Origin of the sequence: Streptomyces sp. AF1A (assembly GCF_047340315.1) — a bacterium.
Taxonomy (GTDB): domain Bacteria; phylum Actinomycetota; class Actinomycetes; order Streptomycetales; family Streptomycetaceae; genus Streptomyces.
Genome location: NZ_JBLEBI010000036.1, coordinates 19,388 through 39,637, shown reverse-complemented (window position 1 = coordinate 39,637; position 20,250 = coordinate 19,388). Strand labels below are relative to the sequence as shown.

Here is a 20,250-nt window from a genome sequence, read left to right as displayed (position 1 = left end):
GCGCGAGTACCCCGGGAGATTCCCGCGTCCCGTGTCGCGCCGACCCGAAGATGGTCGCACGAGGCGGCGCGTCCCGTCACCGTGTTATCGCGGGCCACGCTTCGTGATCCGCCGTGTCATTTCGGGGACCGGGGCCGGTGCGGCTTCGCCGACTTGGCGGGGGGCGCCTGCTTCCAGTCCGGGTGACCGGGCATGGGCGGCGTCTTGTCCCCGTACAGCCAGCCCTGCAGGAAGCCGCTCAGGTCGCGGCCGGCGACGAGCGAGGCCAGGCGGACGAAGTCGCCGGTGGTGGCGGTGGAGTCCCGGTGCTCGCGGACCCAGAGCCGCTCCAGGCGCTCGAAGGCGGGGCGGCCGATCTCCTGGCGGAGGGCATAGATCACGAGCGCGGCGCCGTCGTAGATGTTGGGCCGGAAGATGCTGATCTTCTCGCCGGGGGCGGGCGCCTTGGGCCGGGCGGGCGGGCCGCCGGCCTCGCGCCAGCGGTCGGATTCGGCGTAGGCGGCCTTCATGCGGTCCGCCAGGGGCTGGTGCGCCTTCTCGTCGGCGTACAGCGCCTCGTACCAGGTCGCGTGCCCCTCGTTCAGCCACACGTCGGACCAGGTGCGGGGGGTGACGCTGTCGCCGAACCACTGGTGGGACAGCTCGTGCACCATGACGGACTCGACGTACCACTTGGGGTAGCCGGGCTCGGTGAACAGGTTCTTCTCGAAGAGCGAGAGGGTCTGCGTCTCCAGTTCGAACCCGGTGGTGGCCTGCGCCATGAGCACGCCATACGTCTCGAACGGGAAGGGGCCGACCTTGCTCTCCATCCAGGCGATCTGGTCGGGCGTCTTGGCGAGCCACGGTTCGAGGGTCTTGCGGTCGCCGCTGGGCACGACGTCGCGGACGGGCAGCCCGTGCGGGCCGGTGCGGTGCGGTACGGCGGAGCGGCCGATGGAGACCTGGGCCAGCTCGGTGGCCATGGGGTGCCGGGTCCGGTAGGTCCAGGTGGTGCTGCGGCCGACCCGCTCGGTTCCGGTGGGCAGACCGTTGGCGACGGCGGTGTAACCGTTCGGGGCGGTGATCCGGAAGGTGAACATCGCCTTGTCGGACGGATGGTCGTTGCACGGGAAGACGAGGTGGGCGGCGTCGGCCTGGTTCGCCATGGCAAGGCCGTCGGAGGTGCGCACCCAGCCGCCGTCCTGGTCCTTGACGGGGGCGGGGTCGCTGGTGTGCCGCACGGTGATCCGGGTCCAGCCGCCCCGGCGCAGGGGCTGGTCCGGGGTGACGACGAGGTCGTCTCCGGCTCTGGCGAAGTCCGCGGGGCGTCCGTCGACGTCGACGGACCGGACGGTGCCGTGCGCGAAGTCGAGGTTGAGGTGGTCCAGGTCGGCGGTCGTCCAGGCGTTGATGGTGGTGACGGCCTCGAGCGGCTTGTCGTGGGTGCCCGGGTAGGTGAGGTCCACCTCGTACGACGCCACGTTGTAGCCCGGGTTGCCCAGGTACGGATAGAGCCGGTCGCCGACGCCCAGGGGCACGGGCGGGGCCGCGGCGGCGAGGAGGCAGACGGAGGCGGCGGAGGCGAGCAGCGCGGCCTTGCGATGTCCGGCGGGACGGGCGCTGGGCCGGGGGCGGGGGTTGAGCAGCATGGATCACCGCTACCAGTGGCCGCGGACCCCACCGCGGCGACGCGCGCCCGGCCCACCCGAACGGGTTGGTCCGGGGACGCCGTCTTCAGGAGCCCGGCGCCTGGTACTGGGCGCGGCTGACGTCGTACACGCCGGGCACGTCCCGCATGGCGCGCATGAGGGCCGGGAGACGGGCCGCGTCGGGGAGCTGGAGGGTGTACGTGTGGCGCACCCGCTGCTGGCTGGGCGGCTCCACGGTGGCGGAGACGATCTCGGCGCCCTGCAGGGCGATGGCCTCGGTGAGGTCGGCGAGCAGGTGGGGGCGGCCGAACGATTCGGCGACGAGGGTGACGCGGCACTCGGTGGTGTCCCCCCAGCGCACGCCGACCTCCGCGCGCCCCCTGCTCTTCATGTGCTCCACCGCGGCGCACTCCGCCCGGTGCACGGTCACCGCTCCCCCGCGTACCGCGAAGCCGGTGATGTCGTCCGGCGGCACGGGCGTACAGCACCCGGCGAGGCGTACGGCGGCCCCGGGCCGGTCCACGAGTACGTCGGCGCGCCGGGGCCGGGCCGCGGGAGCGTTCTCCACGGGCCGGGTGGCGGCGGGCTCGGCGCGGGTGCCGGTCGGCTCCTCGGTCTGCGCCCCGCCGCCGGGGTGCGTCGCGAGCCACCGCTGGATGGCGATGCGGGCGGCCGGGGTGTGGGCGTGCTCCAGCCACTCGCGGGACGGCTCGGAGGCGGGGTCCTGTCCCATGAGGAGCTGCACGGTGTCGCCGTCCCTCAGGACGGTGCTGAGGGTCGCCAGGCGGCCGTTGACGCGGGCGCCGATGCAGGCGTGCGCGTCCTCGCCGTACTGCGCGTAGGCGGCGTCCACGCAGGTGGCGCCCTCGGGCAGGCCCAGGGTGCCGCCGTCGGGGCGGAAGACGGTGATCTCGCGGTCCTGGGCGAGGTCCTCGCGCAGGGTGGACCAGAAGGTGTCGGGGTCGGGGGCGGCCTGCTGCCACTCCAGGAGGCGGGAGAGCCATCCGGGGCGGGTGGGGTCGGCCCGCTCGCCGTCGGCGGGGTCGTCGGCACCGGGGGCGTACGGATTGCCGAGCGCGATGACGCCGGCCTCGGCGACCTTGTGCATCTGGTGGGTGCGGATGAGGACCTCGACGACCTGGGCGGCCATGGGGGTCCCCCCGGGCGAGTCGGTTCGAGCCTGGGGAAGGGCGACGGCGGTGTGCAGCGACTGGTACAGGTTGAACTTGGGTACGGCGATGAAGTCCTTGAACTCCGAGACGACCGGCGTCATGCAGGTGTGCAGTTCGCCGAGGACGCCGTAGCAGTCGGCGTCCTCGTTCACGAGGACCAGCAGGCGGCCGAAGTCGGTGCCGCGCAGCTGACCGCGTTTGCGGGCCACGCGGTGGACGGAGACGAAGTGCCGGGGGCGGATGAGGACTTCGGCGGTGATGCCGGCGTCGCGCAGCACGCCGCGCACCTCGTCGGCGACCTCGGCGAGGGGGTCGTCCCCGCGGGCGGCGTTCTCCGCGATGAGTTGCCTGGTCCGCTCGTGCTCCTCGGGGTGGAGGATGGCGAAGACCAGGTCCTCCAGCTCGGTCTTCAGGGCCTGCACGCCGAGGCGTTCGGCGAGCGGGATGAGGACGTCCCGGGTGACCTTGGCAATCCGCTCCTGTTTCTCGGGGCGCATCACGCCGAGGGTGCGCATGTTGTGCAGCCGGTCGGCGAGTTTGATCGACATCACGCGCACGTCGCTGCCGGTGGCGACGAGCATCTTGCGGAAGGTCTCCGGTTCGGCGGCGGCCCCGTAGTCGACCTTCTCCAGTTTCGTGACGCCGTCGACGAGATAACGAACCTCCTCGCCGAACTGTTCCCGCACCTGCTCCAGCGTCACATCGGTGTCCTCGACGGTGTCGTGGAGCAAGGACGCCGTCAGCGTCGTGGTCTCGGCGCCGAGTTCGGCGAGGATCAGGGTCACCGCGAGCGGGTGGGTGATGTACGGCTCACCGCTCTTGCGCGTCTGACCTCGGTGCGAGGACTCGGCCAGGACGTAGGCGCGGCGCAGGGGTTCCAGGTTGGCGTCGGGATGGTGGGCGCGGTGGGCCTCCACGACGTGACTGATGGCGTCGGGCAGCCTGTCGCGGGCGTTGGGACCGAGCAGCGCGGCCCGTCCGAGGCGCCTCAGGTCGATTCTGGGCCGGGACTTCCGGCGGGGTGTCGCGGGCGCCACGGACGGGGTCGGCGCCGTGGGCACTACCGGGCCCGGGCTCGCAGGGTTCGTGGCCTCCGCACTCATGGGCACCTCCGGCTCGTGGACCGGCGGACGGAGCCCCAGGGCATGCGCGGCTCAGGGATGGCGACGTTCCCCCGTCCGTGCCGGTGCTTGATGCTATCGAGCCCACCACGTGCGACCGACCGCCTCTCGCCGAGCGTGAAACGGATCACCCATTCGAGCGACGCGAAGGAGGTTTGAGATTTGCGCCAACCAGCTTGGGCGGGGCCATGGTTTCGATCCGTCCCGGACCTGCGGAACCGCTGATCGTGGTGCGGGTCACCGCTCCTGACGTCGTTTCATGCGGTCAGCGAAGGGCGTTTTCCAGCCACTCGCCGTCGATCTCGCCCTCGGCGACGATGACGGCGGGCCCGGTCATCTCGATCCGGCCGTCGGGACGCTCGGTGATGACCAGACGGCCGCCGGGCACGTCCACGGTGTACGTCGCCGGGGTGCCGGTGACCGCCGGATCCGCGCCGTCGCGGCGGGCGGCGGCCACGGCGACGGCGCACGCGCCGGTGCCGCACGAGCGGGTCTCGCCGGAGCCGCGCTCGTGCACGCGCATGGCGACGTGCCGGGGGCCGCGGTCGACGACGAACTCGACGTTGACGCCGTCCGGGTAGGCGTCCGCCGGGCTGACCGGCGGCGGGGTGTACAGGTCGCCGGCGTGGGCGAGGTCGGCCACGAACGCCACGGCGTGCGGGTTGCCCATGTTCACGTTCCGCGCGGGCCAACTGCGCTCGCCGACGCGCACCGTGACGTCCCCCTCGGGGAGGCGGGCGCTGCCCATGCCGACCGTGATGTCCCCGTCCTTGGCGATGTGGACGGTCTTCACGCCCCCGCGCGTGGCGATCGCGAGGTCACCCTCGCCCACATGACCCGCGTACTGGAGGTAGCGGGCGAACACACGGACGCCGTTGCCGCACATCTCCGCGATCGAGCCGTCGCCGTTGCGGTAGTCCATGAACCACTCGGCTTCCGCGGCCATCTCCTCGGACTCGGGGTGCGCGGCCGACCGCACGACGTGCAGCACGCCGTCGCCGCCGATCCCGGCCCGGCGGTCGCACAGGGCGGCGACGGCGGCCGGGGACAGGTCGAGGGCGTTGTCCGGGTCCGGAACGATCACGAAGTCGTTCTCCGTGCCGTGACCCTTGAGGAAGGCGATCCGCGTGCTCATTCCTCGATCGTACGGGTTCGGTACGACAGCGGTGGCGCCGAGGATGCGCGGTCTCGGCCGGCGGCGGTTGCGCCGCGTCGGCCGACGGGGAATGCGCGGTCCCGGCCGGCAGGGGATGCGCCGCCTCGCCCTGCGGAAGATGCGCCGCCGCGCCCGACGCGCAATGCGCGGTCCCGGCCGGCAGGGGATGCGCCGCCTCGCCCGACGCGCAATGCGCGGTCCCGGCCGGCAGGGGATGCGCCGCCTCGCCCAACAGGGAATCCGCGGTCCCGCCCGACGGGGAATGCGCGGCGCGCAGACTCGGGGTCCGTGGCTGCGGTCGGCGCCGGGGACGCTCTGTTCGGTGGCGGCTAGCGCAGGCGGGCCACGCGCCACACGGCGAGGACGACCGCCACGGCCACGAGCAGTACGTAGCCGAGGACGACGCGCCAGTCGGGGCGGCGACCGGAGCCTCGCGGGGGCAGGCCCGGCCAGGTGTAGCCCACCCGGCGGGCGGCCGTCGTGCCCCAGCCCGCGGCACAGGAGCAGATGAGCAGGCCGAGCATGGCGATGACCGCACCGCTGTCGCCGAAGTCGAAGGCGAGCGGGAAGGCGAACATCAGGGAGCCCACGGCGGAGAGCCCCACGATGGGCGCGAGCTGCCAGATGCGCAGTCGGCGCTGCGGGCGCAGCTCGACCTCGACTTCCGGCCCGCCCGGGTACATCTCCTCGGGCGCCGGACCGTCGGCGGTCACGCCGTCCGCGGTCTCGTCGGGACCGTCGTCGGTCAGCGAGCCCTCGGCCGGACGTTCTTCGATCGGCCGTTCCTCGCTCGGAAGCGCCTGTGCGAGACGGTCTCCGCTCACCCGGCTGCCCTGGCGGTCCTCACCGCGGCCCGGTTCGTCACCCTCGGTAGTGAGATGCTCGGTACTTTGTGCGGTGTCGCGAGGGCCGGCCTCCATCGCCACGCGCCCTCCCAACTAGGACTCCACTTGGTCGATCGAAGCTCGATGATGGCATGGCGCCGAAGGCCCCGATGACCGGCGGCGCATCCCGATGCCATGACGTGATCAGGCTGTGACCGGCCGTTCGACCAACGCCAGAGCCCGCTGCGCGAGTTCCCCGCGGTCGGCGGCGGCCCCGCTCAGCCAGTGCACACGGGGATCGCGCCGGAACCAGGAATCCTGGCGGCGCGCGAAGCGTTTGGTGGCGCGCACGGTCTCCGCCCGCGCCTCCCCCTCCGTGCACTCCCCGGCGAGCGCCGCGAGCACCTGCTGGTAACCCAGCGCACGCGACGCCGTGCGTCCTTCGCGCAGGCCCTGCGCCTCCAGTGCGCGCACTTCGTCGACCAGGCCGGCCTCCCACATCCGGTCGACCCGCCGCGTGATCCGGTCGTCCAGCTCCGGCCGGGCCACGTCGACGCCGATCTGGACGGTGTCGTACACCGAGTCGTGCCCGGGCAGATTGGCGGTGAAGGGCTGGCCGGTGATCTCGATCACTTCCAGGGCCCGGACGATACGGCGGCCGTTGCTGGGCAGGATCGCGCGCGCGGCCTCCGGGTCGGCGGCGGACAGGCGGGCGTGCAGCGCGCCCGAGCCGCGCAGCGCCAGCTCCTCCTCCAGGCGGGCCCGGACCTCGGGGTCGGTGCCGGGGAACTCCAGATTGTCGACGGCCCCGCGGACGTACAGGCCGGAGCCGCCGACCAGGATCGGCCAGCGGCCCTCGGCGAGCAGTGCGTCGATCCGCGCGCGGGCGAGCTTCTGGTACTCGGCGACCGAGGCGGTGACCGTCACGTCCCAGATGTCCAGCAGATGGTGCGGGATGCCGGCGCGTTCCTCGGGCGTCAGCTTGGCGGTTCCGATGTCCATCCCTCGGTACAGCTGCATGGAGTCGGCGTTGACGATTTCGCCGCCGAGCCGCTGGGCCAGGAAGACGCCGAGATCGGACTTTCCGGCCGCGGTGGGTCCGACGACGGCGATGACGCGGGGCGCGGGGGATGCACTGCTCACCGCAACAGTCTCGCAAACCTGATGGCGCGGACTCGAACGAGTTACGTGACGGGGCGGTTTCCGGGTCGTTGCCCGAGGTGAGGTGCCGTCTGCCGGTGCGCCGGAGGCGGTGACCCGGGCGGCGCAACTGTACGCACCGGGTGACGCGGGATTTCGCCCGCACGAGTACCGTATGGAGTGGATATGGGCGTGTTTGCACGACTCCTCGGCAGGTCGAAGGCGACTCAGGAGGCGTCGGCCGCCGAGGCACAGGCCGGTGCGGAACCGGAGAAGGCCGAGGCGGAGGAAACGGAGTCGGCGGAGGCGAAGGGGGCCGAGGCGGCTGAGGCCGAGGGCGGTCGCGAGGCTCGGACGGAGCGGTCGGACGCCGGTACGGAGGAGGCGGCCGAGGGCACCGCGATCCCCAGGCAGCAGTCCGCCGAGGAGGCCGCCGACAGCGAGGCCGGCGAGGGCGCCCGCACGTAACTGTCCCGCGAGGGAAGGTGGACCATGGGTCTGTTGGACAACATGAAGGCCAGGCTCGCTCCGGCCAAGGACAAGGTGTCGGACCTCGCCCGGCAGCACGGGGACAAGGTCCAGCACGGCATCGACAAGGCCGCGAAGGCCGTCGACGAGCGGACCAAGGGCAAGTACAGCGACAGGATCCAGGCGGGCACGGGCAAGGCGAAGGAGGCGATGGACCGCCTCGCGCACAAGGAAGGCCCGGCGGCCGACACCGGCCAGGCGACGCCCCCCACCCACCCGGAGGGCCCACCACCGGCTTCCTGAGCCACCTGGGTCTCCGGGGCCCGGCCTTCCCGGGCTCCCCGAAAACGGCACACAGACCGGCGGACGGCCGCGGAGCGAAACGACTCCCGGCCGTCCGCCGCGTCCGCACAGGCATGCCGGGACGCGGCGCGCGGGGTGCGGGGTGCGGAGACGCGCCGGGTGCGAGGGCGGGAATGCGCGGGTCGCCCGCGCCAAGGCGGCCGGGCGCCCGCCTCCGCCGAGCGCGTGGGCCGTCAAGGCGCTCCTCAAGTGGTCGCACGAAGCCGGAGCACGCGGCTCCGCCGCTCACGCGCACAGCGTCCGCTCGTGAGCGAAAGCCCCCGGCCCGCTAGGACCAGGCGGCGACCAGGTAACCCACCCCGTACGGCGCGTCCTCGTACAGCAGGGCACCGTTGAGGCCCGCGCCCGCGGCGGCGCCGGCCAGGATCTGCCAGGGGGCGCGGCCGGAGGCCTTCAGCTCGTACGCCAGGTCCGGGTCCAGCGCCTGGACGGCCACGACGTCCGCCGCTCCCAGTGCATGCGCGACCGCCGCGTCGAAGGGTGCCGCACGCTCGTCCAGATAGCCGGGCGCCTTGACCGTGCGGCACGCGCTGGCGTCGCCCATCACCAGCAGTGCCACGCGCCCGGCGCGGGCGGCGATCTCCCGTCCGGCCTCGGCGCACCGCTCGGGCGCGAGCGTCTCCCCCACGCCGAGCCCCTCGATCGGGGCGTCCGCCCAGCCGGTGCGCTCCAGGAGCCACCCGGCGACGGACAGCGACGGCGGCAGCTCACGTTCGGGGACGGTGCCCGTGCCGGGCCCCAGGCGCACGGCCACGTCGACCCCGAACCCGCGGAAGGAACCCGGCGTGCCCTGCGGGAACGGCCCGCGCCCGCTCTTCCCGGCGGGCCCGACGACCACCAGCAGGTCCGGGCGCGCGGCGGCGAGCACGCCCAACGCGTCCGCGCACGCCGCCCGCACGGCGGCCATCTCGGGAGCGGCACCCGCGGCGACCTCGGGCACGAGCAGCGGCGGGCAGGGGCAGACGGCGGCGGCGACAAGCATGATCGGCAGCGTAACGCCGTACGACGGCCGAGTCAGTCCTCCAGGAGCACGTCGACCACGAGCACGTCGGACGGGCCGACCACAGAGCCGTACCGCGGCTCGCTCCGCTCCCGCCCGTCCGTCGTGCCGGAATCTCAGTCGCAGCCGCACCCGCTCGCGACCGGCAGCGGGGCCGGCGCGCCGACCTTCGGCAGGCCCAGCATGACGCCCGCCGGCTTGGCGGCCTCGGCGGCGTTGCGCTTCTCCCAGGCGTCCCCCGCGCCCGTGCGGCGCACGTCGAGGACGGGGCCCTCGGCGAGGAGGTGGTGCGGGGCGGCGTACGTCACCTCGACGGTGACCACGTCACCGGGCCGGACCTCCTGCTCCGGCTTGGTGAAGTGGACCAGCCGGTTGTCGGGGGCGCGGCCGGACAGCCGGTGCATGGCGCCGTCCTTGCGGCCCTCGCCCTCGGCGACCATCAGCTCGAGCGTGCGGCCGACCTGCTTCTTGTTCTCCTCCCAGGAGATCTCCTCCTGGAGGGCGACCAGCCGCTCGTAACGCGCCTGGACGACCTCCTTGGGAATCTGGTTCTCCATGGTCGCGGCCGGGGTGCCGGGCCGCTTGGAGTACTGGAACGTGAAGGCCTGCGCGAACCGCGCCTCGCGGACGACGTGCAGCGTCTGCTCGAAGTCCTCCTCGGTCTCGCCGGGGAAGCCCACGATGATGTCGGTGGTGATGGCGGCGTGCGGAATGGCGGCCCGCACCTTCTCGATGATCCCGAGGTAGCGCTCCTGCCGGTACGACCGGCGCATCGCCTTCAGGACGGTGTCCGAACCGGACTGCAGCGGCATGTGCAGCTGCGGCATGACGTTGGGGGTCTCGGCCATGGCGGCGATGACGTCGTCGGTGAAGTCACGGGGGTGCGGGGACGTGAACCGCACGCGCTCCAGGCCCTCGATGGTCCCGCAGGCGCGCAGCAGCTTGCTGAAGGCCTCGCGGTCGCCGATGTCGGAGCCGTAGGCGTTGACGTTCTGGCCGAGCAGCGTGATTTCGGAGACACCCTCGGCGACCAGCGCCTCGACCTCCGCGAGGATGTCGCCGGGGCGCCGGTCCTTCTCCTTGCCGCGCAGCGCCGGGACGATGCAGAAGGTGCAGGTGTTGTTGCAGCCGACGGAGATCGACACCCAGGCCGCGTAGGCGCTCTCCCGCCGGGTCGGCAACGTGGACGGGAACGCCTCCAGGGACTCGGCGATCTCGACCTGCGCCTCCTCCTGGACGCGGGCGCGCTCCAGCAGGACCGGCAGCTTGCCGATGTTGTGCGTGCCGAAGACGACGTCCACCCAGGGCGCCCTCTTCACGATGGTGTCGCGGTCCTTCTGTGCCAGGCAGCCGCCGACGGCGATCTGCATCCCCGGCCGCGAGGCCTTCTTCGGGGCGAGCCGGCCGAGGTTGCCGTACAGCCGGTTGTCGGCGTTCTCCCGCACGGCACAGGTGTTGAAGACGACGACGTCCGCGTCGCCGTCGGCCCCCTCCGGCGCCCGTACGTACCCGGCCTCTTCGAGCAGCCCGGCCAATCGCTCGGAGTCGTGGACGTTCATCTGGCACCCATAGGTGCGGATTTCATAGCTCTTGGGTGCTGAGACGTCCACTGCCGGGCTCCGGTCGCTGCTGCTGGTCATGCGTCAAGGGTAGGCGGTTGCGGACCATGGCAGCCGCGGCCTTCCGGCTCCGGCCTGCATCACCGGGCCGCGGTGACGACGGGCAGCGGATACGGGTCAGGCTTCGATCACGGCATCGCAGTCCGGGCAGACCACGGACGCGTATTCCACGGGGTACCAGGGCGCGCCGGGCTGTTCGGAGGGCTTCCAGCCGGCCGTCTGCATGGCGAAGGTGTCCTTGCCGCAGAGGGTCCGGGGCCCCGTTTCGGTACGGGATCCCGGGGCCGCAGGCGCCGCGTGCACCCTGCGGACGGGCCGTGCCTCGCCATGCGCGGGGCCCGTGGACGAGCGCCTTCCCGCCGGCCTGTCGAGTTCGTAGACGACGATCTCGGTCATGCCTCCACGGTAGGCCGTCGTGAGGCCGCCGGCTGTGACCACGGGCGAGTCGGTCAAACTGCTCGGCCCGGTGGTGCGGTGCACCGGCGCGCACCTACGTGTCCACGGCGCGTACGACCGCGAGCGTGATGTTGTCGGGTCCGCCCGCGGCGATGGCGGCCCGCCACAGCTCGAAGGCCGCCCGGCCGTCGTCGTGCTCCCCCATCACCTCGTCGAGTACGTCCACCGGCACGGGGTCGGTCAGGCCGTCGGTGCAGACGAGGTAGCGGTCGCCGGGAGCCAGGGGCGCCGCTGAGACGTGGGGGTGGACGGGGCGGTAGGAGCGGCTGCCACCCAGGCACTGGGTGACGAGGGACGTGGTGCGCTGCCCGGGTCCGAGCGGGGGGCTGTCGTCGACGCTCACCTGGCGCAGCCCGTCGCTCCCGGCCGCGAAGACCCGGCTGTCGCCCACGTTGAACGTCAGCAGCGAGCCGGGCTGCAGGACGATGCCGGCGACCGTCGTGCCCATGGCCGCGAACTCGTCCGCCTCGTCGCCGCCGGCGGCCTCGTACACGGCGCGGTTACACGCGCTCAAGGCGTCGCGGACGGTGTCCTCGCTGCTCAGCGCGGGGCCGATGGACGCGATCCGGCGGGCGACCAGGGAGCTGGCGACGTCGCCGCCGGGATGCCCGCCGAGTCCGTCGGCGACGGCGACGACAAGGGGCGTCCCCACCGGGAAGACCAGGGTCTGCGGACTCTCCGTCACCGTGGCGCACAGCGTCCACGGCCCGGCCACGAGGCTGTCCTCGTTCCGCCGGCGGACCAGCCCGGGATGGCTGAGCGCGCTGACAGCCACGTACCGCATGGAACGCCACCGCCTTCCCGCACGGCCGGCCGCGGTGGGTTCCCCTGCGGCTCCGGCCGCCGTCGGTCATGGCTCCAGGGTAGGAGCGTGCCGGGGTCCTCGCCGTCGCATGCGCCTCACCGTCCGTGCTGCCTTCGACGGCCTCACCGGGGCACAGTGGGCGGCGCTGCCGGCCGATGCCGGCGAACACGATGTGCCGCCCGCGGCCTTCACCCTCGAAGCACACGCCCTACGAGGGATACCGCCGAGGTGAGCGCAGAAGCCGCCAGGTGTTGGTCTCGGGTTCCTCGTCGGCGAGACGCGGCGGTCCGAGGCCGCGTCGGGAGATCCACGGCGGGCGCGACCGGCAGGGTGCGGGCTCAGTCGGCGATGTGGCCGACAACTTGAGGGATTTCGAACAGGTTGCCGGTGTCTCCGGTGTGCAGGAACGCGACGTCGCTGCCGGCGGGGATCCGTCCGCTGCGGGCGTGGTCGAGCAGTCCGGCGAGTCCCTTGCCGGTGTAGACAGGGCCGACGAAGACGCCCTCTGCTCGGGCCAGCTCGCGGATGGCTGCCGTGCTTTCGGCGGATGCGACGGCGTAGTCCTCGCCGATGAAGCGCTGGTCGATGTCGATCTCGGCGCGGATCGTCGCGTCGTCGGGTACGGACGCGCCCAGGGTGGCGAGCACCGCCTTGGTCCGTTCGACGATCACGCCGGGGTTCATCCGGTCCGAGTCACTGAGCCTCTGGATGGAGATCGACCGGAGCTTCACCGGGTGTCCCAGGGCCAGCTTGGCCGCCAGCATCCCCGGGAGCGCGGTCCCGGTGCCGATCGTGTGGTAGACGTAGTCGAGCTCGACCCCTGCGGCGTCGGACTGTTCGAGCATCTCCCGGAACGTCAGGGCGTGCGCGATGAAGCCGTCGGGGTGCGCGCCACCGGCCCCGACAACGAGGACCTTGTGCCCCTGCGCTTCGAGTTCGGCCTTGCGCACCGCGATGGTCTCGGTGATCCGCGCCGCCTCGTCCGGAGCATGCCATTCGTTGCCGTTGACGTTGATGACGTGGGTTTCGACGCCCATCGTCCTGTTGAGCAGATAGTTGCCGCGGAACTCGTCGAGCTCGCCGTGCCGGGGCACGTTGCGCGTCAGAACCAGGATCGGCGTGATTCCCGCGCTGAGGCAGGCGGCGGCGAACTGCAGACCCGAGTTGGTCAGGTATGCGCCCTGGGTGATGACGTGTGTCACTCCGTTCTCGAGGGCCCGCCCCAGAATGAACTCGGCCAGGCGCATCTTGCTCCCGCTGATCGCACTGGGTCCTGCCAGGTCCTCGCGCTTCATGAAGAAGTTGATTCCGTACGCCGCCGACAGGTTGGGCAAGGCGTGGAACGGGGTGGGATAGAACCCGACCCGGCGCCGGGGGAGCTTGTTGATCGCGGTGTCGAAGTGCGTGATGTCCATGCACTCAGCGTCAGTCACTCCCTCCATTAGCACAAGCAATGATCTCTTCACCTTGGATAAGCTAGCCTTAACTTCATGGCTTGGTTGTTCGATCCGCGGCATCTGGTGACCCTTGCGGCTGTCGTGCGGCACGGTTCGTTCGCCGCCGCCGCGCAGGAGTTGGGCTACACCCAGTCCGCGGTCTCGCAGCAGATTGCGGAACTGGAACGACGGGTCGGTGCGCGAGTCGTCGTCCGGCGGCCTGTGCGAGCGACCGAGGCCGGGCAGGTCCTTCTCGACACCGAGGCCGCGATCAGCGTGTCCATGAGTCGCGCGGCCACCGAAATCGCGGCGCTCGCGGAGGGAACCGCCGGCGAGGTGCGGCTCGGCGCCTTCATCTCGGCGGCAGCCTCCCTCGTCCCTTCCGCGCTCGCACGCCTGCGCGCGAGCCATCCGGCGGTCCACCTGCGCCTCTGTGAACTCGAGCAGCGCGAAACGCACGCGCGGCTGTTCCGGGGTGAGATCGACCTGGCCATCACCTTCGACTACGCACACGCTCCCGCTCCGGTGCCCGACGGACTCCGGCAGGACCACCTCATGGACGACCCGATCATGGTCGCCCTTCCCGTCGGTCACCCCCTTGCCGGAGCCGACGGCGTCACCCCGGCCGACCTGCCGTCGGACGCGTGGATCAACACCGCGGTCGACTTCCGCGACCTGGCGGGGTCACCCGTCGATGCCGACCGGGGAAGCGGACACCGTCTGGACTTCGACGGCATGGACTTCCGCACCGCGCTCAATCTCGTCGCGGCGGGTCTGGGCGTCGCGCTGCTACCGCGCTTGTTGTTGCTGGACGCTCCGCCGAGCGTCGTGGTGGTGCCCATGCGGCAGCCCACACTCGTCCGTCGTCTCTACACCTGCCGGCTCGATACGAAGGGCGTCACCGCATCGGTCAGGCGGCTGGAGAGGTATCTGCGGGAAGCGGCGAGGGAACTGTGAAGCACTCACGGTTCCGGTTCCTGCGGACACCGCAGGCATGCAGGCTCATGCGCACAGTCGGTCCCGAGTGGGCGCCCGCACAGGAGTGCGTCTAGGCCGGTCGGCGAGGACCCCTCCGGACCAGTCCGCCGGAGACCGGCGTGGGGCCCAGGTCGCTGTCGCCGTCCTCGTGGCGCAGGACCCATTCGTCGAGATCGAGGGCCACTTCCCACGGTTCCCTGGCCATGTAGGCACGCAACCGGCCCGCCTCACCCTCGGTCGGACACCTTTCGGGGGAGAGCAGTTCCCGGAAGGCGGTCTCGGCCATCGCACAGCGCAGCTGCGCGGTACGCGCGGACACCTCCAGAACATCGCCGATGACCTGCCAGTCGGCACCGCCCATCCGCTCGAACACGGCCGCTGCCTCGAAGAACCGCTGCGCGGCTGCGACCACTCGGACGGCGTCGGCAAGCACGGCGCCAGGCGCACGGCTGGTGCCGTCGGGGTTCAGCTCGTGCCCGCCGATCGGGACACACGCACGGGCGAGGTCGGCCAGTTCGCATGCCTCGTAGGCCATCACCAGCCTCGCCCGCGCCGCATCCGTGAACGAGCCGGTGGTTCCCGGGTCGCATTCGCTCATGTCAGTCGGCCTTCGGCTCTCGACGAGGGGAACGATCAAGCGTGGTTTCGCTGCCGGGTCAGGCGCGCAGGAAGTAGAGGACCGTCGTCACCGTGGCCGTCGCCAGGACGACGCTCCGCAGCAGCCGGGCGGGAAGGCGGCGAGCCAGTTGGGCGCCGGCGAAGCCCCCGACGGTCGCGCCGGCCAGCAGTGCCGCCAGGAGCAGGGGAGCGCGCAGTGCGTCCGAGGTGAACAGGAACACCACGCCCGAGGTGAGGAAGACGGCCGCGAGCTGGGTGATCCGCATCGGGTTGCCGGCCGCGGCATCGAGGCCGAGCCCGATGCTCCACAGGGCCACCATTACGATGCCTACGGCTCCGCCGAAGTATCCGCCGTACACGGCGATGAGAAACTGGCCGATCAGAACGGCCCGCGTACTCATGCCCGCGGAGCGGTCCAGCAGCCGGCCCAGCAGGCGGGACAGGCGGCGGCCGAGGGCGAGGACCACGGTGGCGAAGGCGAGCAGCCACGGCAAGGCGGACTCGAACGACGAGGCGGGCAGGACCAGCAACAGGCAGGCGCCGGCCCCGCTGCCGGCCACACTGGCCGCGGCCAACGCGGTGGTGGACGCCCCGCCCACCGTGGCGAGTTCGCGCCGATACACCCACGCGCCGGTCACGGCGCCGGGTACGAGGGCGATCCGGGCGACCGCGTTCGCCGTCACCGGCGGCAGGCCGACGGCGACGAGCGCGGGCAGCGCCACGAAGGTTCCTCCGCCTCCGACTGAGTTCAGGACTCCGGCGGCGACGCCGGTCAGCAGGACAAGGGCCAGCTCGGTCATCTGCCGAGCATCACCCGCGAAATATTGCTTTCACAATGCGGAATTACGATACTCTGCCTCAGGCTGAGCCTTAGTCTGATCTGATGCGCTACGACCTGGACGACCTACGGCTGTTCCTCCACATCCTCACGGAGGGATCGATCACCGCGGGCGCCCGCCGCATGCACCTGAGCCTGCCTTCGGCCAGCGCCCGCGTGCGCTCGCTGGAACACCACGCCGGAGTGACCCTGCTGATTCGCGGACGCCGAGGCGTACGGCCCACCCCGGCGGGCACGACCCTGGCCCGCCACGCGCGCGACGTTCTCGACCGGACCGCTCGGCTCGAAAGCGCCGTCGCGAGCTACAGCCGGCCTATGGCCGCGCCGCTGATCCTGCTCGGCGGTGGCTCCGCGATGCACCGGCTCGTACCGCAGGCCCTGATCTCCTTTCTCCGCGCCCACCCGGACACCGACGTCACCGCGTCCGAGAGCCGGACCCCGCGGACCCTGCGGAAACTCGCCGACGGCGAGGCGGACCTGGGCGTCGTCCTGGACGACGAGGCCGGCGGCTGCGGACTGCGCACGGAGCCCCTCGGCGACGACTCCCTGGTCGTCATCGGGCAGGCCGGAGGAGTCCTCGCCGGGCGGACCGCGCTGACCTACCACGAGGCCGCCGAACACCCGCTCGTCGGCCTCGACGCCGACTCCTCGCTGTGCCGCTGGATCGAAAAGCACCTGGGACCCCACGCCCCCGCGGTGCGCCACCGCACCACCGTCACCGACCTCGGCGTCCTCATCTCCCTGGCCGCCGCCGGCGTCGGACTCGCCGTCGTCCCGCGCCGGGCCATCGACCCCCGCCAGAGCCTGGAGGTGTGCGAACTCCAGGAGCGCTGGGCCCGCCGCCGCCACCTGCTGGCCTGGGGCGTCACGGACCGCGCCACCTCGACAGCCACGGCGACCCTCGCCGAACACCTCCGCCAGGCAGGCCAGTCCGAGCCCCTGGCCCCAGCGCACACGGGGACGACCCCGGTCGACCGCCCTTCCCCGACTGCCGACCGACCGCCATCGGCTGCCCCGCGGGCAGGCCTATCCACCGGCCAGGCCCCGGCCGACCGAGCGCCCCGCTGACCGATCCCCGCCGTGCTCGCCCTCACCACAAGGCGCTGTCCTCGCCGTGGAGGCAGCGATGCCAGGTACGGAGCGCGCGTACCACCGAACCCGGCAACCTCGAAGGCCACGACGGCCGGCGGGCCATTGAAGCGAAGAGCAACAAGGGCGGGCTTCGTCCCGCCGTCCCGGCCGACAGGACCGACGCCGTGGGCACCGCGACCATGGAAGGCCGGTCCATCGCCGCCCGGGCCGGTGACCACGGCGTCAGCCGCGGTGCCGTCCCGGCTGCTGGGCTCGCCTCGGCGACACCCCTACGGCATCGCCGCCCGGCCGGCGCCGTGCACCGGGAGTGGGGGCCGAGGGGCGGCGCGCCCTCTAGGCGCGCGGCGCGGAGGCGCTGCCCTGCGCCTGCGGTATCCAGCCCTGGCGGCGCAGCACGGCCGACACGTCCGGTGCCCGGTAGTGCTCCCCCTTGAGGACCTTGCCGTCGGCCCGGCGGGCCACCTGCCCGTCCGGGCCGAGCTTGCTCATGTTGGCGCGGTGGATCTCGGCGATCACCTGGTCGAGGTCGATGCCGTGGACGAGCGCGGTGCCGTAAGCCACGTAGACCACGTCGGCCAGTTCGTGCGCGAGCCGGTCCAGCGGGCCCTCGACCGCCACCTCGGCGACCTCCGCGGCCTCCTCGGCGAGCAGTTCCCCGCGGTGGGCGGCCAGTGCGGGGGACACCTCGGTCGGCGTGCTGCGGGCGTCGAGGCCGAAGGCGAGGTGGAACTCACGGACGAGGTCGGCGGGCGAATGGCTCATACGGCGACTGTAACGGGCACCACTGACATTGATCCTGATACTCAGGTTCCGGAGGCCCGCCGCCCCGCTCCCGCCCGGGCGGTGGCCCCGCCCTGGCCAGCGTGGTGCGTCGCCTGGCAGGATCGCGCGCATGCCCAAGGTCTTCCTCCGTATCGGCAGGCGCCGGGCGCTGCAGGGTGCGGCCGCCGGTGCCGTCGCCCTCGGCCTGCTGCTGTGGTGGCTGCTGCCCTTGGGCGACACGCCGCCGAGCGGGACGATCGTGTTCAGCACCGGCACGCCCCGGGGCGTCTACCAGGAGTACGCCGAGCGGCTGCGCACCGAAATGGCCAGGGACATGCCCGGCCTGAAAGTGAAGCTGCTGAACAGCGCCGGTTCGCAGGAGAACGTCCAGCGGGTGGCGACCGGAAAGGCCGACTTCACCATCACGGCGGCCGACGCGGTGGAGACGTACGAGCTCGCGCACCCCCGCAGCGCGGGCCGGCTGCGGGGCGTTGCGCGGCTGTACGACGACTACGTGCACCTCATCGTGCGCAGCGACTCGCGCATCCGGAGCGTGGCGGACCTTCGGCACAAGCGGGTGGCGACCGGCCTGTCCGACTCGGGGGTGCGCCTGATAGCCGACCGCGTGCTGCGGGCGGCCCGCATCGACCCGCAGAAGGACATCACGCCGGTCGCGGACGGCATCGACACCGGACCCGACCGGCTGGTGCAGGGGAAGATCGACGCCTTCTTCTGGTCGGGCGGCCTGCCCACGAAGGGGCTGGCCGGGCTGGCGAAGAAGGGCGCCTTCAAGTTCGTGCCGATCGAGGGCGACCTCGTCACCCGGCTGCACGATCAGGGCCAGGAAGCGCGCTACTACCGGGCCACCAACATGCCCGAGTCGGCCTACCCGCGGGTGCAGCAGGGCGCCGAAGTGCCGACGATCGCGGTGTCCAACCTGCTGATGACCCGGGCGGACGTGGATCCGCGGCTGACGGAGTGGGTGACCCGCACGGTGATCAAGAGCCGGGACGGCATCGGTGCGCACGTCCACTCCGCGCAGCTCGTCGACCTGCGCACCGCCATCTACACCGACCCGCTGCCCCTGCAGGAGGGCGCCCGGCGCTACTACCGGTCCGTCAAGCCCTGAGCAGGCGGGAGCACCGGGCATCGAGCCCGGCCCCAGGCCGAAAGCACCGGTACGCCAAGCCCCGACGTGCCAGAACGCCCCACCCGAGCACACCGGCACCGCAAACCCCGAGACCCCCACGCGAGCGCACCCGCGCCGCAAACCCCCGACACCCCCACCCGAGCACACCGGCACCGCAGACCGCGGCGCCATGCCCTCTCGGGCCTACGAGCACCGGTCCGCGAGGTCCTCGGAGCCCTCCCGGTCGCCCGCGTGCCGCGGCACCGTGACGGTCACCCGCAGCCCCCGCGGCTCGTGGTGGGCGTAGTCGATGGAGCCGCCGCCGGCCTCGAGCAGGGCACGGGTGATGGACAGGCCGAGCCCCGAGCCCTTGATGTTCTGGTGGCGGCCGCTGCGCCAGAAGCGGTCGCCCACGCGCGCGAGTTCCTCGTCGGTGAGACCGGGTCCGGTGTCGGTGACGACGACTGTGGAGGTGTCGCCGTCGGACGCGACGGTGACCGCGACCGTGCCCCCCTCGGGGGTGAACTTCACGGCGTTGTCGATCACCGCGTCCAGCGCGCTGGACAGGGTGATCGGGTCAGCCCACCCGGTGGTGGGCGGGCAGTCCCCGGTCAGCCGGACCCCCTTGGCGTCGGCCGCCGGGGACCAGGCGGCGACCCGCTCCTCGGCCAGCGCACCGATGTCGGTCAGGCTCAGGTCGGCCTCGGCGTGCTCGGCCAGCGCCAGGTCGAGCAGGTCGTCCAGGACCTGCGCGAGGCGCTTGCCCTCGGTGCGCACCGAGGCGATCTCCTCGTTGCCCTCGGGCAGTTCCAGCGCGAGCAGCTCGATGCGCAGCAGCAGCGCCGAGAGCGGGTTGCGCAGCTGGTGCGAGGCGTCGGCGACGAAGGCGCGCTGCTGCTCCAGCACGTCCTCGACGTGGTCCGCCATCTCGTTGAACGACCGGGCCAGGCGCCGGAGTTCCGGTGGCCCGCCGGCGGCCGCGACCCGGGACTTCAGGCGTCCGGTGGCGATGTCGTGCGTGGTGGCGTCCAGGATCCGTACCGGCCGGAGCACCCAGCCGGTCAGCCGCAGCGCGGCGCCGACGGCCAGCAGCATCGCCGCGCACTCGCCGGCGGCGATGAGCAGCCAGTCGTGCAGGATGCGCGCCCGCATCTGCCCGGTGGGCGAGTCGGTGACCACGACCGCGACGACGTCCCCGTCCCGGATCACCGGCGAGGCGACCACCAGCCGGCTGCGCTGCCAGGGCCACACCTGCTCCGGGTCGTGGCTGCGCCGGCTGAGCAGCGCCTCGTCGAACGCCTCCCGGACCTCCCCGGTGCGCGGTACGAACCAGTCGTCGGGCGCGTTGGCCATGGCCGAGCCGTTGCGGTAGAAGACGCCGGCGCGGATGCCGTAGACGCCGTAGTAACTGTCCAGTTCACTGCGCAGCGCCTCCCAGCGCTCGTCCGTGCCGGTGCGGCGGGAGTCGCGGGGTCCGTCGGTGACGAACTGGGCGAGCGCGGCGAAGCGCGCCGTGTCGTCGATCCGGTCGACGACGACCTTCTGCTGCTGGGCCGCGGCCATGCTGATGGCGAGCGGCAGGCCGAGGGCCAGCAGGACGGCCGCCATCAGGACGATGAGCAGCGGCAGGAGCCGTGTGCGCACC

Annotated in this window: 19 protein-coding genes; 5 read left to right on the top strand and 14 right to left on the bottom strand. The window is 72.4% G+C overall.

Annotation, left to right across the window (positions count from 1 at the left end; genetic code table 11):
• Positions 1 to 116: 116 nt before the first annotated feature.
• The 5 genes from ACLU3S_RS13895 to miaA all read right to left on the bottom strand — a co-directional run bounded on the left by ACLU3S_RS13895 (position 117) and on the right by miaA (position 7,044).
• Entirely contained in the window at positions 117 to 1,628 is a 1,512-nt protein-coding gene (locus ACLU3S_RS13895; protein ID WP_413952112.1) for a M1 family metallopeptidase, read from the bottom strand.
• Between the two features lie 85 nt (positions 1,629 to 1,713).
• Positions 1,714 to 3,903, bottom strand: a complete 2,190-nt coding sequence (locus tag ACLU3S_RS13890; RefSeq protein WP_413952111.1) for a RelA/SpoT family protein — start codon at positions 3,901 to 3,903, stop codon at positions 1,714 to 1,716.
• A 283-nt stretch (positions 3,904 to 4,186) separates the two neighbouring features.
• Complete coding sequence (dapF, locus tag ACLU3S_RS13885; protein ID WP_413952110.1) at positions 4,187 to 5,056, bottom strand: diaminopimelate epimerase; 870 nt, start codon at positions 5,054 to 5,056, stop codon at positions 4,187 to 4,189.
• Between the two features lie 350 nt (positions 5,057 to 5,406).
• Positions 5,407 to 5,997, bottom strand: a complete 591-nt coding sequence (locus tag ACLU3S_RS13880; RefSeq protein WP_413952119.1) for a hypothetical protein — start codon at positions 5,995 to 5,997, stop codon at positions 5,407 to 5,409.
• A gap of 108 nt (positions 5,998 to 6,105) precedes the next feature.
• The gene (miaA, locus tag ACLU3S_RS13875) at positions 6,106 to 7,044 is read right to left on the bottom strand and encodes a tRNA (adenosine(37)-N6)-dimethylallyltransferase MiaA (protein ID WP_413952109.1); all 939 of its coding nucleotides are present in this window, start codon (positions 7,042 to 7,044) and stop codon (positions 6,106 to 6,108) included.
• Between the two features lie 183 nt (positions 7,045 to 7,227).
• Between miaA and ACLU3S_RS13870 the strand changes: the two genes are divergently transcribed.
• Positions 7,228 to 7,509, top strand: a complete 282-nt coding sequence (locus ACLU3S_RS13870; protein WP_413952108.1) for a hypothetical protein — start codon at positions 7,228 to 7,230, stop codon at positions 7,507 to 7,509.
• Positions 7,510 to 7,533: 24 nt separating this feature from the next.
• Positions 7,534 to 7,812: an antitoxin gene (locus ACLU3S_RS13865; protein WP_413952107.1), complete on the top strand. Its 279-nt coding sequence runs from the start codon at positions 7,534 to 7,536 to the stop codon at positions 7,810 to 7,812.
• A 328-nt stretch (positions 7,813 to 8,140) separates the two neighbouring features.
• Here ACLU3S_RS13865 and ACLU3S_RS13860 read toward each other — a convergent pair whose 3' ends face one another.
• From ACLU3S_RS13860 to ACLU3S_RS13840, 5 genes are all read right to left on the bottom strand, one after another.
• The gene (locus tag ACLU3S_RS13860; protein WP_413952106.1) at positions 8,141 to 8,854 is read right to left on the bottom strand and encodes a class III extradiol dioxygenase subunit B-like domain-containing protein; all 714 of its coding nucleotides are present in this window, start codon (positions 8,852 to 8,854) and stop codon (positions 8,141 to 8,143) included.
• A gap of 134 nt (positions 8,855 to 8,988) precedes the next feature.
• On the bottom strand, positions 8,989 to 10,512 hold the full coding sequence (gene miaB, locus ACLU3S_RS13855) for a tRNA (N6-isopentenyl adenosine(37)-C2)-methylthiotransferase MiaB (protein ID WP_413952105.1): 1,524 nt from the start codon (positions 10,510 to 10,512) through the stop codon (positions 8,989 to 8,991).
• A 96-nt stretch (positions 10,513 to 10,608) separates the two neighbouring features.
• Positions 10,609 to 10,887, bottom strand: coding sequence for a hypothetical protein (locus tag ACLU3S_RS13850; RefSeq protein ID WP_413952104.1), 279 nt, complete (start codon positions 10,885 to 10,887; stop codon positions 10,609 to 10,611).
• 94 nt (positions 10,888 to 10,981) lie between these two features.
• The gene (locus tag ACLU3S_RS13845) at positions 10,982 to 11,731 is read right to left on the bottom strand and encodes a PP2C family protein-serine/threonine phosphatase (protein WP_413952103.1); all 750 of its coding nucleotides are present in this window, start codon (positions 11,729 to 11,731) and stop codon (positions 10,982 to 10,984) included.
• A 359-nt stretch (positions 11,732 to 12,090) separates the two neighbouring features.
• Positions 12,091 to 13,218: a 1-aminocyclopropane-1-carboxylate deaminase/D-cysteine desulfhydrase gene (locus ACLU3S_RS13840; protein WP_413952102.1), complete on the bottom strand. Its 1,128-nt coding sequence runs from the start codon at positions 13,216 to 13,218 to the stop codon at positions 12,091 to 12,093.
• Between the two features lie 33 nt (positions 13,219 to 13,251).
• On the opposite strand from ACLU3S_RS13840, the gene ACLU3S_RS13835 reads away from it, so the two are divergent.
• Entirely contained in the window at positions 13,252 to 14,145 is an 894-nt protein-coding gene (locus ACLU3S_RS13835; RefSeq protein ID WP_413952101.1) for a LysR family transcriptional regulator, read from the top strand.
• 91 nt (positions 14,146 to 14,236) lie between these two features.
• Here ACLU3S_RS13835 and ACLU3S_RS13830 read toward each other — a convergent pair whose 3' ends face one another.
• Positions 14,237 to 14,764 carry a hypothetical protein gene (locus ACLU3S_RS13830; protein WP_413952100.1) on the bottom strand — a complete coding sequence of 176 codons (528 nt, stop codon included), beginning with the start codon at positions 14,762 to 14,764 and terminating at the stop codon, positions 14,237 to 14,239.
• Between the two features lie 58 nt (positions 14,765 to 14,822).
• Entirely contained in the window at positions 14,823 to 15,584 is a 762-nt protein-coding gene (locus ACLU3S_RS13825) for a sulfite exporter TauE/SafE family protein (protein WP_413952099.1), read from the bottom strand.
• 83 nt (positions 15,585 to 15,667) lie between these two features.
• Here ACLU3S_RS13825 and ACLU3S_RS13820 point away from each other — a divergent pair, with 83 nt between their 5' ends.
• Positions 15,668 to 16,690, top strand: coding sequence for a LysR family transcriptional regulator (locus ACLU3S_RS13820; RefSeq protein ID WP_413952098.1), 1,023 nt, complete (start codon positions 15,668 to 15,670; stop codon positions 16,688 to 16,690).
• Between the two features lie 357 nt (positions 16,691 to 17,047).
• On the opposite strand, the gene ACLU3S_RS13815 is transcribed toward ACLU3S_RS13820, so the two are convergent.
• Positions 17,048 to 17,476, bottom strand: a complete 429-nt coding sequence (locus ACLU3S_RS13815) for a MazG nucleotide pyrophosphohydrolase domain-containing protein (protein ID WP_413952097.1) — start codon at positions 17,474 to 17,476, stop codon at positions 17,048 to 17,050.
• A gap of 130 nt (positions 17,477 to 17,606) precedes the next feature.
• Here ACLU3S_RS13815 and ACLU3S_RS13810 point away from each other — a divergent pair, with 130 nt between their 5' ends.
• Positions 17,607 to 18,605: a TAXI family TRAP transporter solute-binding subunit gene (locus tag ACLU3S_RS13810; RefSeq protein ID WP_413952096.1), complete on the top strand. Its 999-nt coding sequence runs from the start codon at positions 17,607 to 17,609 to the stop codon at positions 18,603 to 18,605.
• Between the two features lie 204 nt (positions 18,606 to 18,809).
• On the opposite strand, the gene ACLU3S_RS13805 is transcribed toward ACLU3S_RS13810, so the two are convergent.
• Positions 18,810 to 20,249, bottom strand: coding sequence for an ATP-binding protein (locus ACLU3S_RS13805; RefSeq protein WP_413952095.1), 1,440 nt, complete (start codon positions 20,247 to 20,249; stop codon positions 18,810 to 18,812).
• Position 20,250 lies beyond the last annotated feature (1 nt).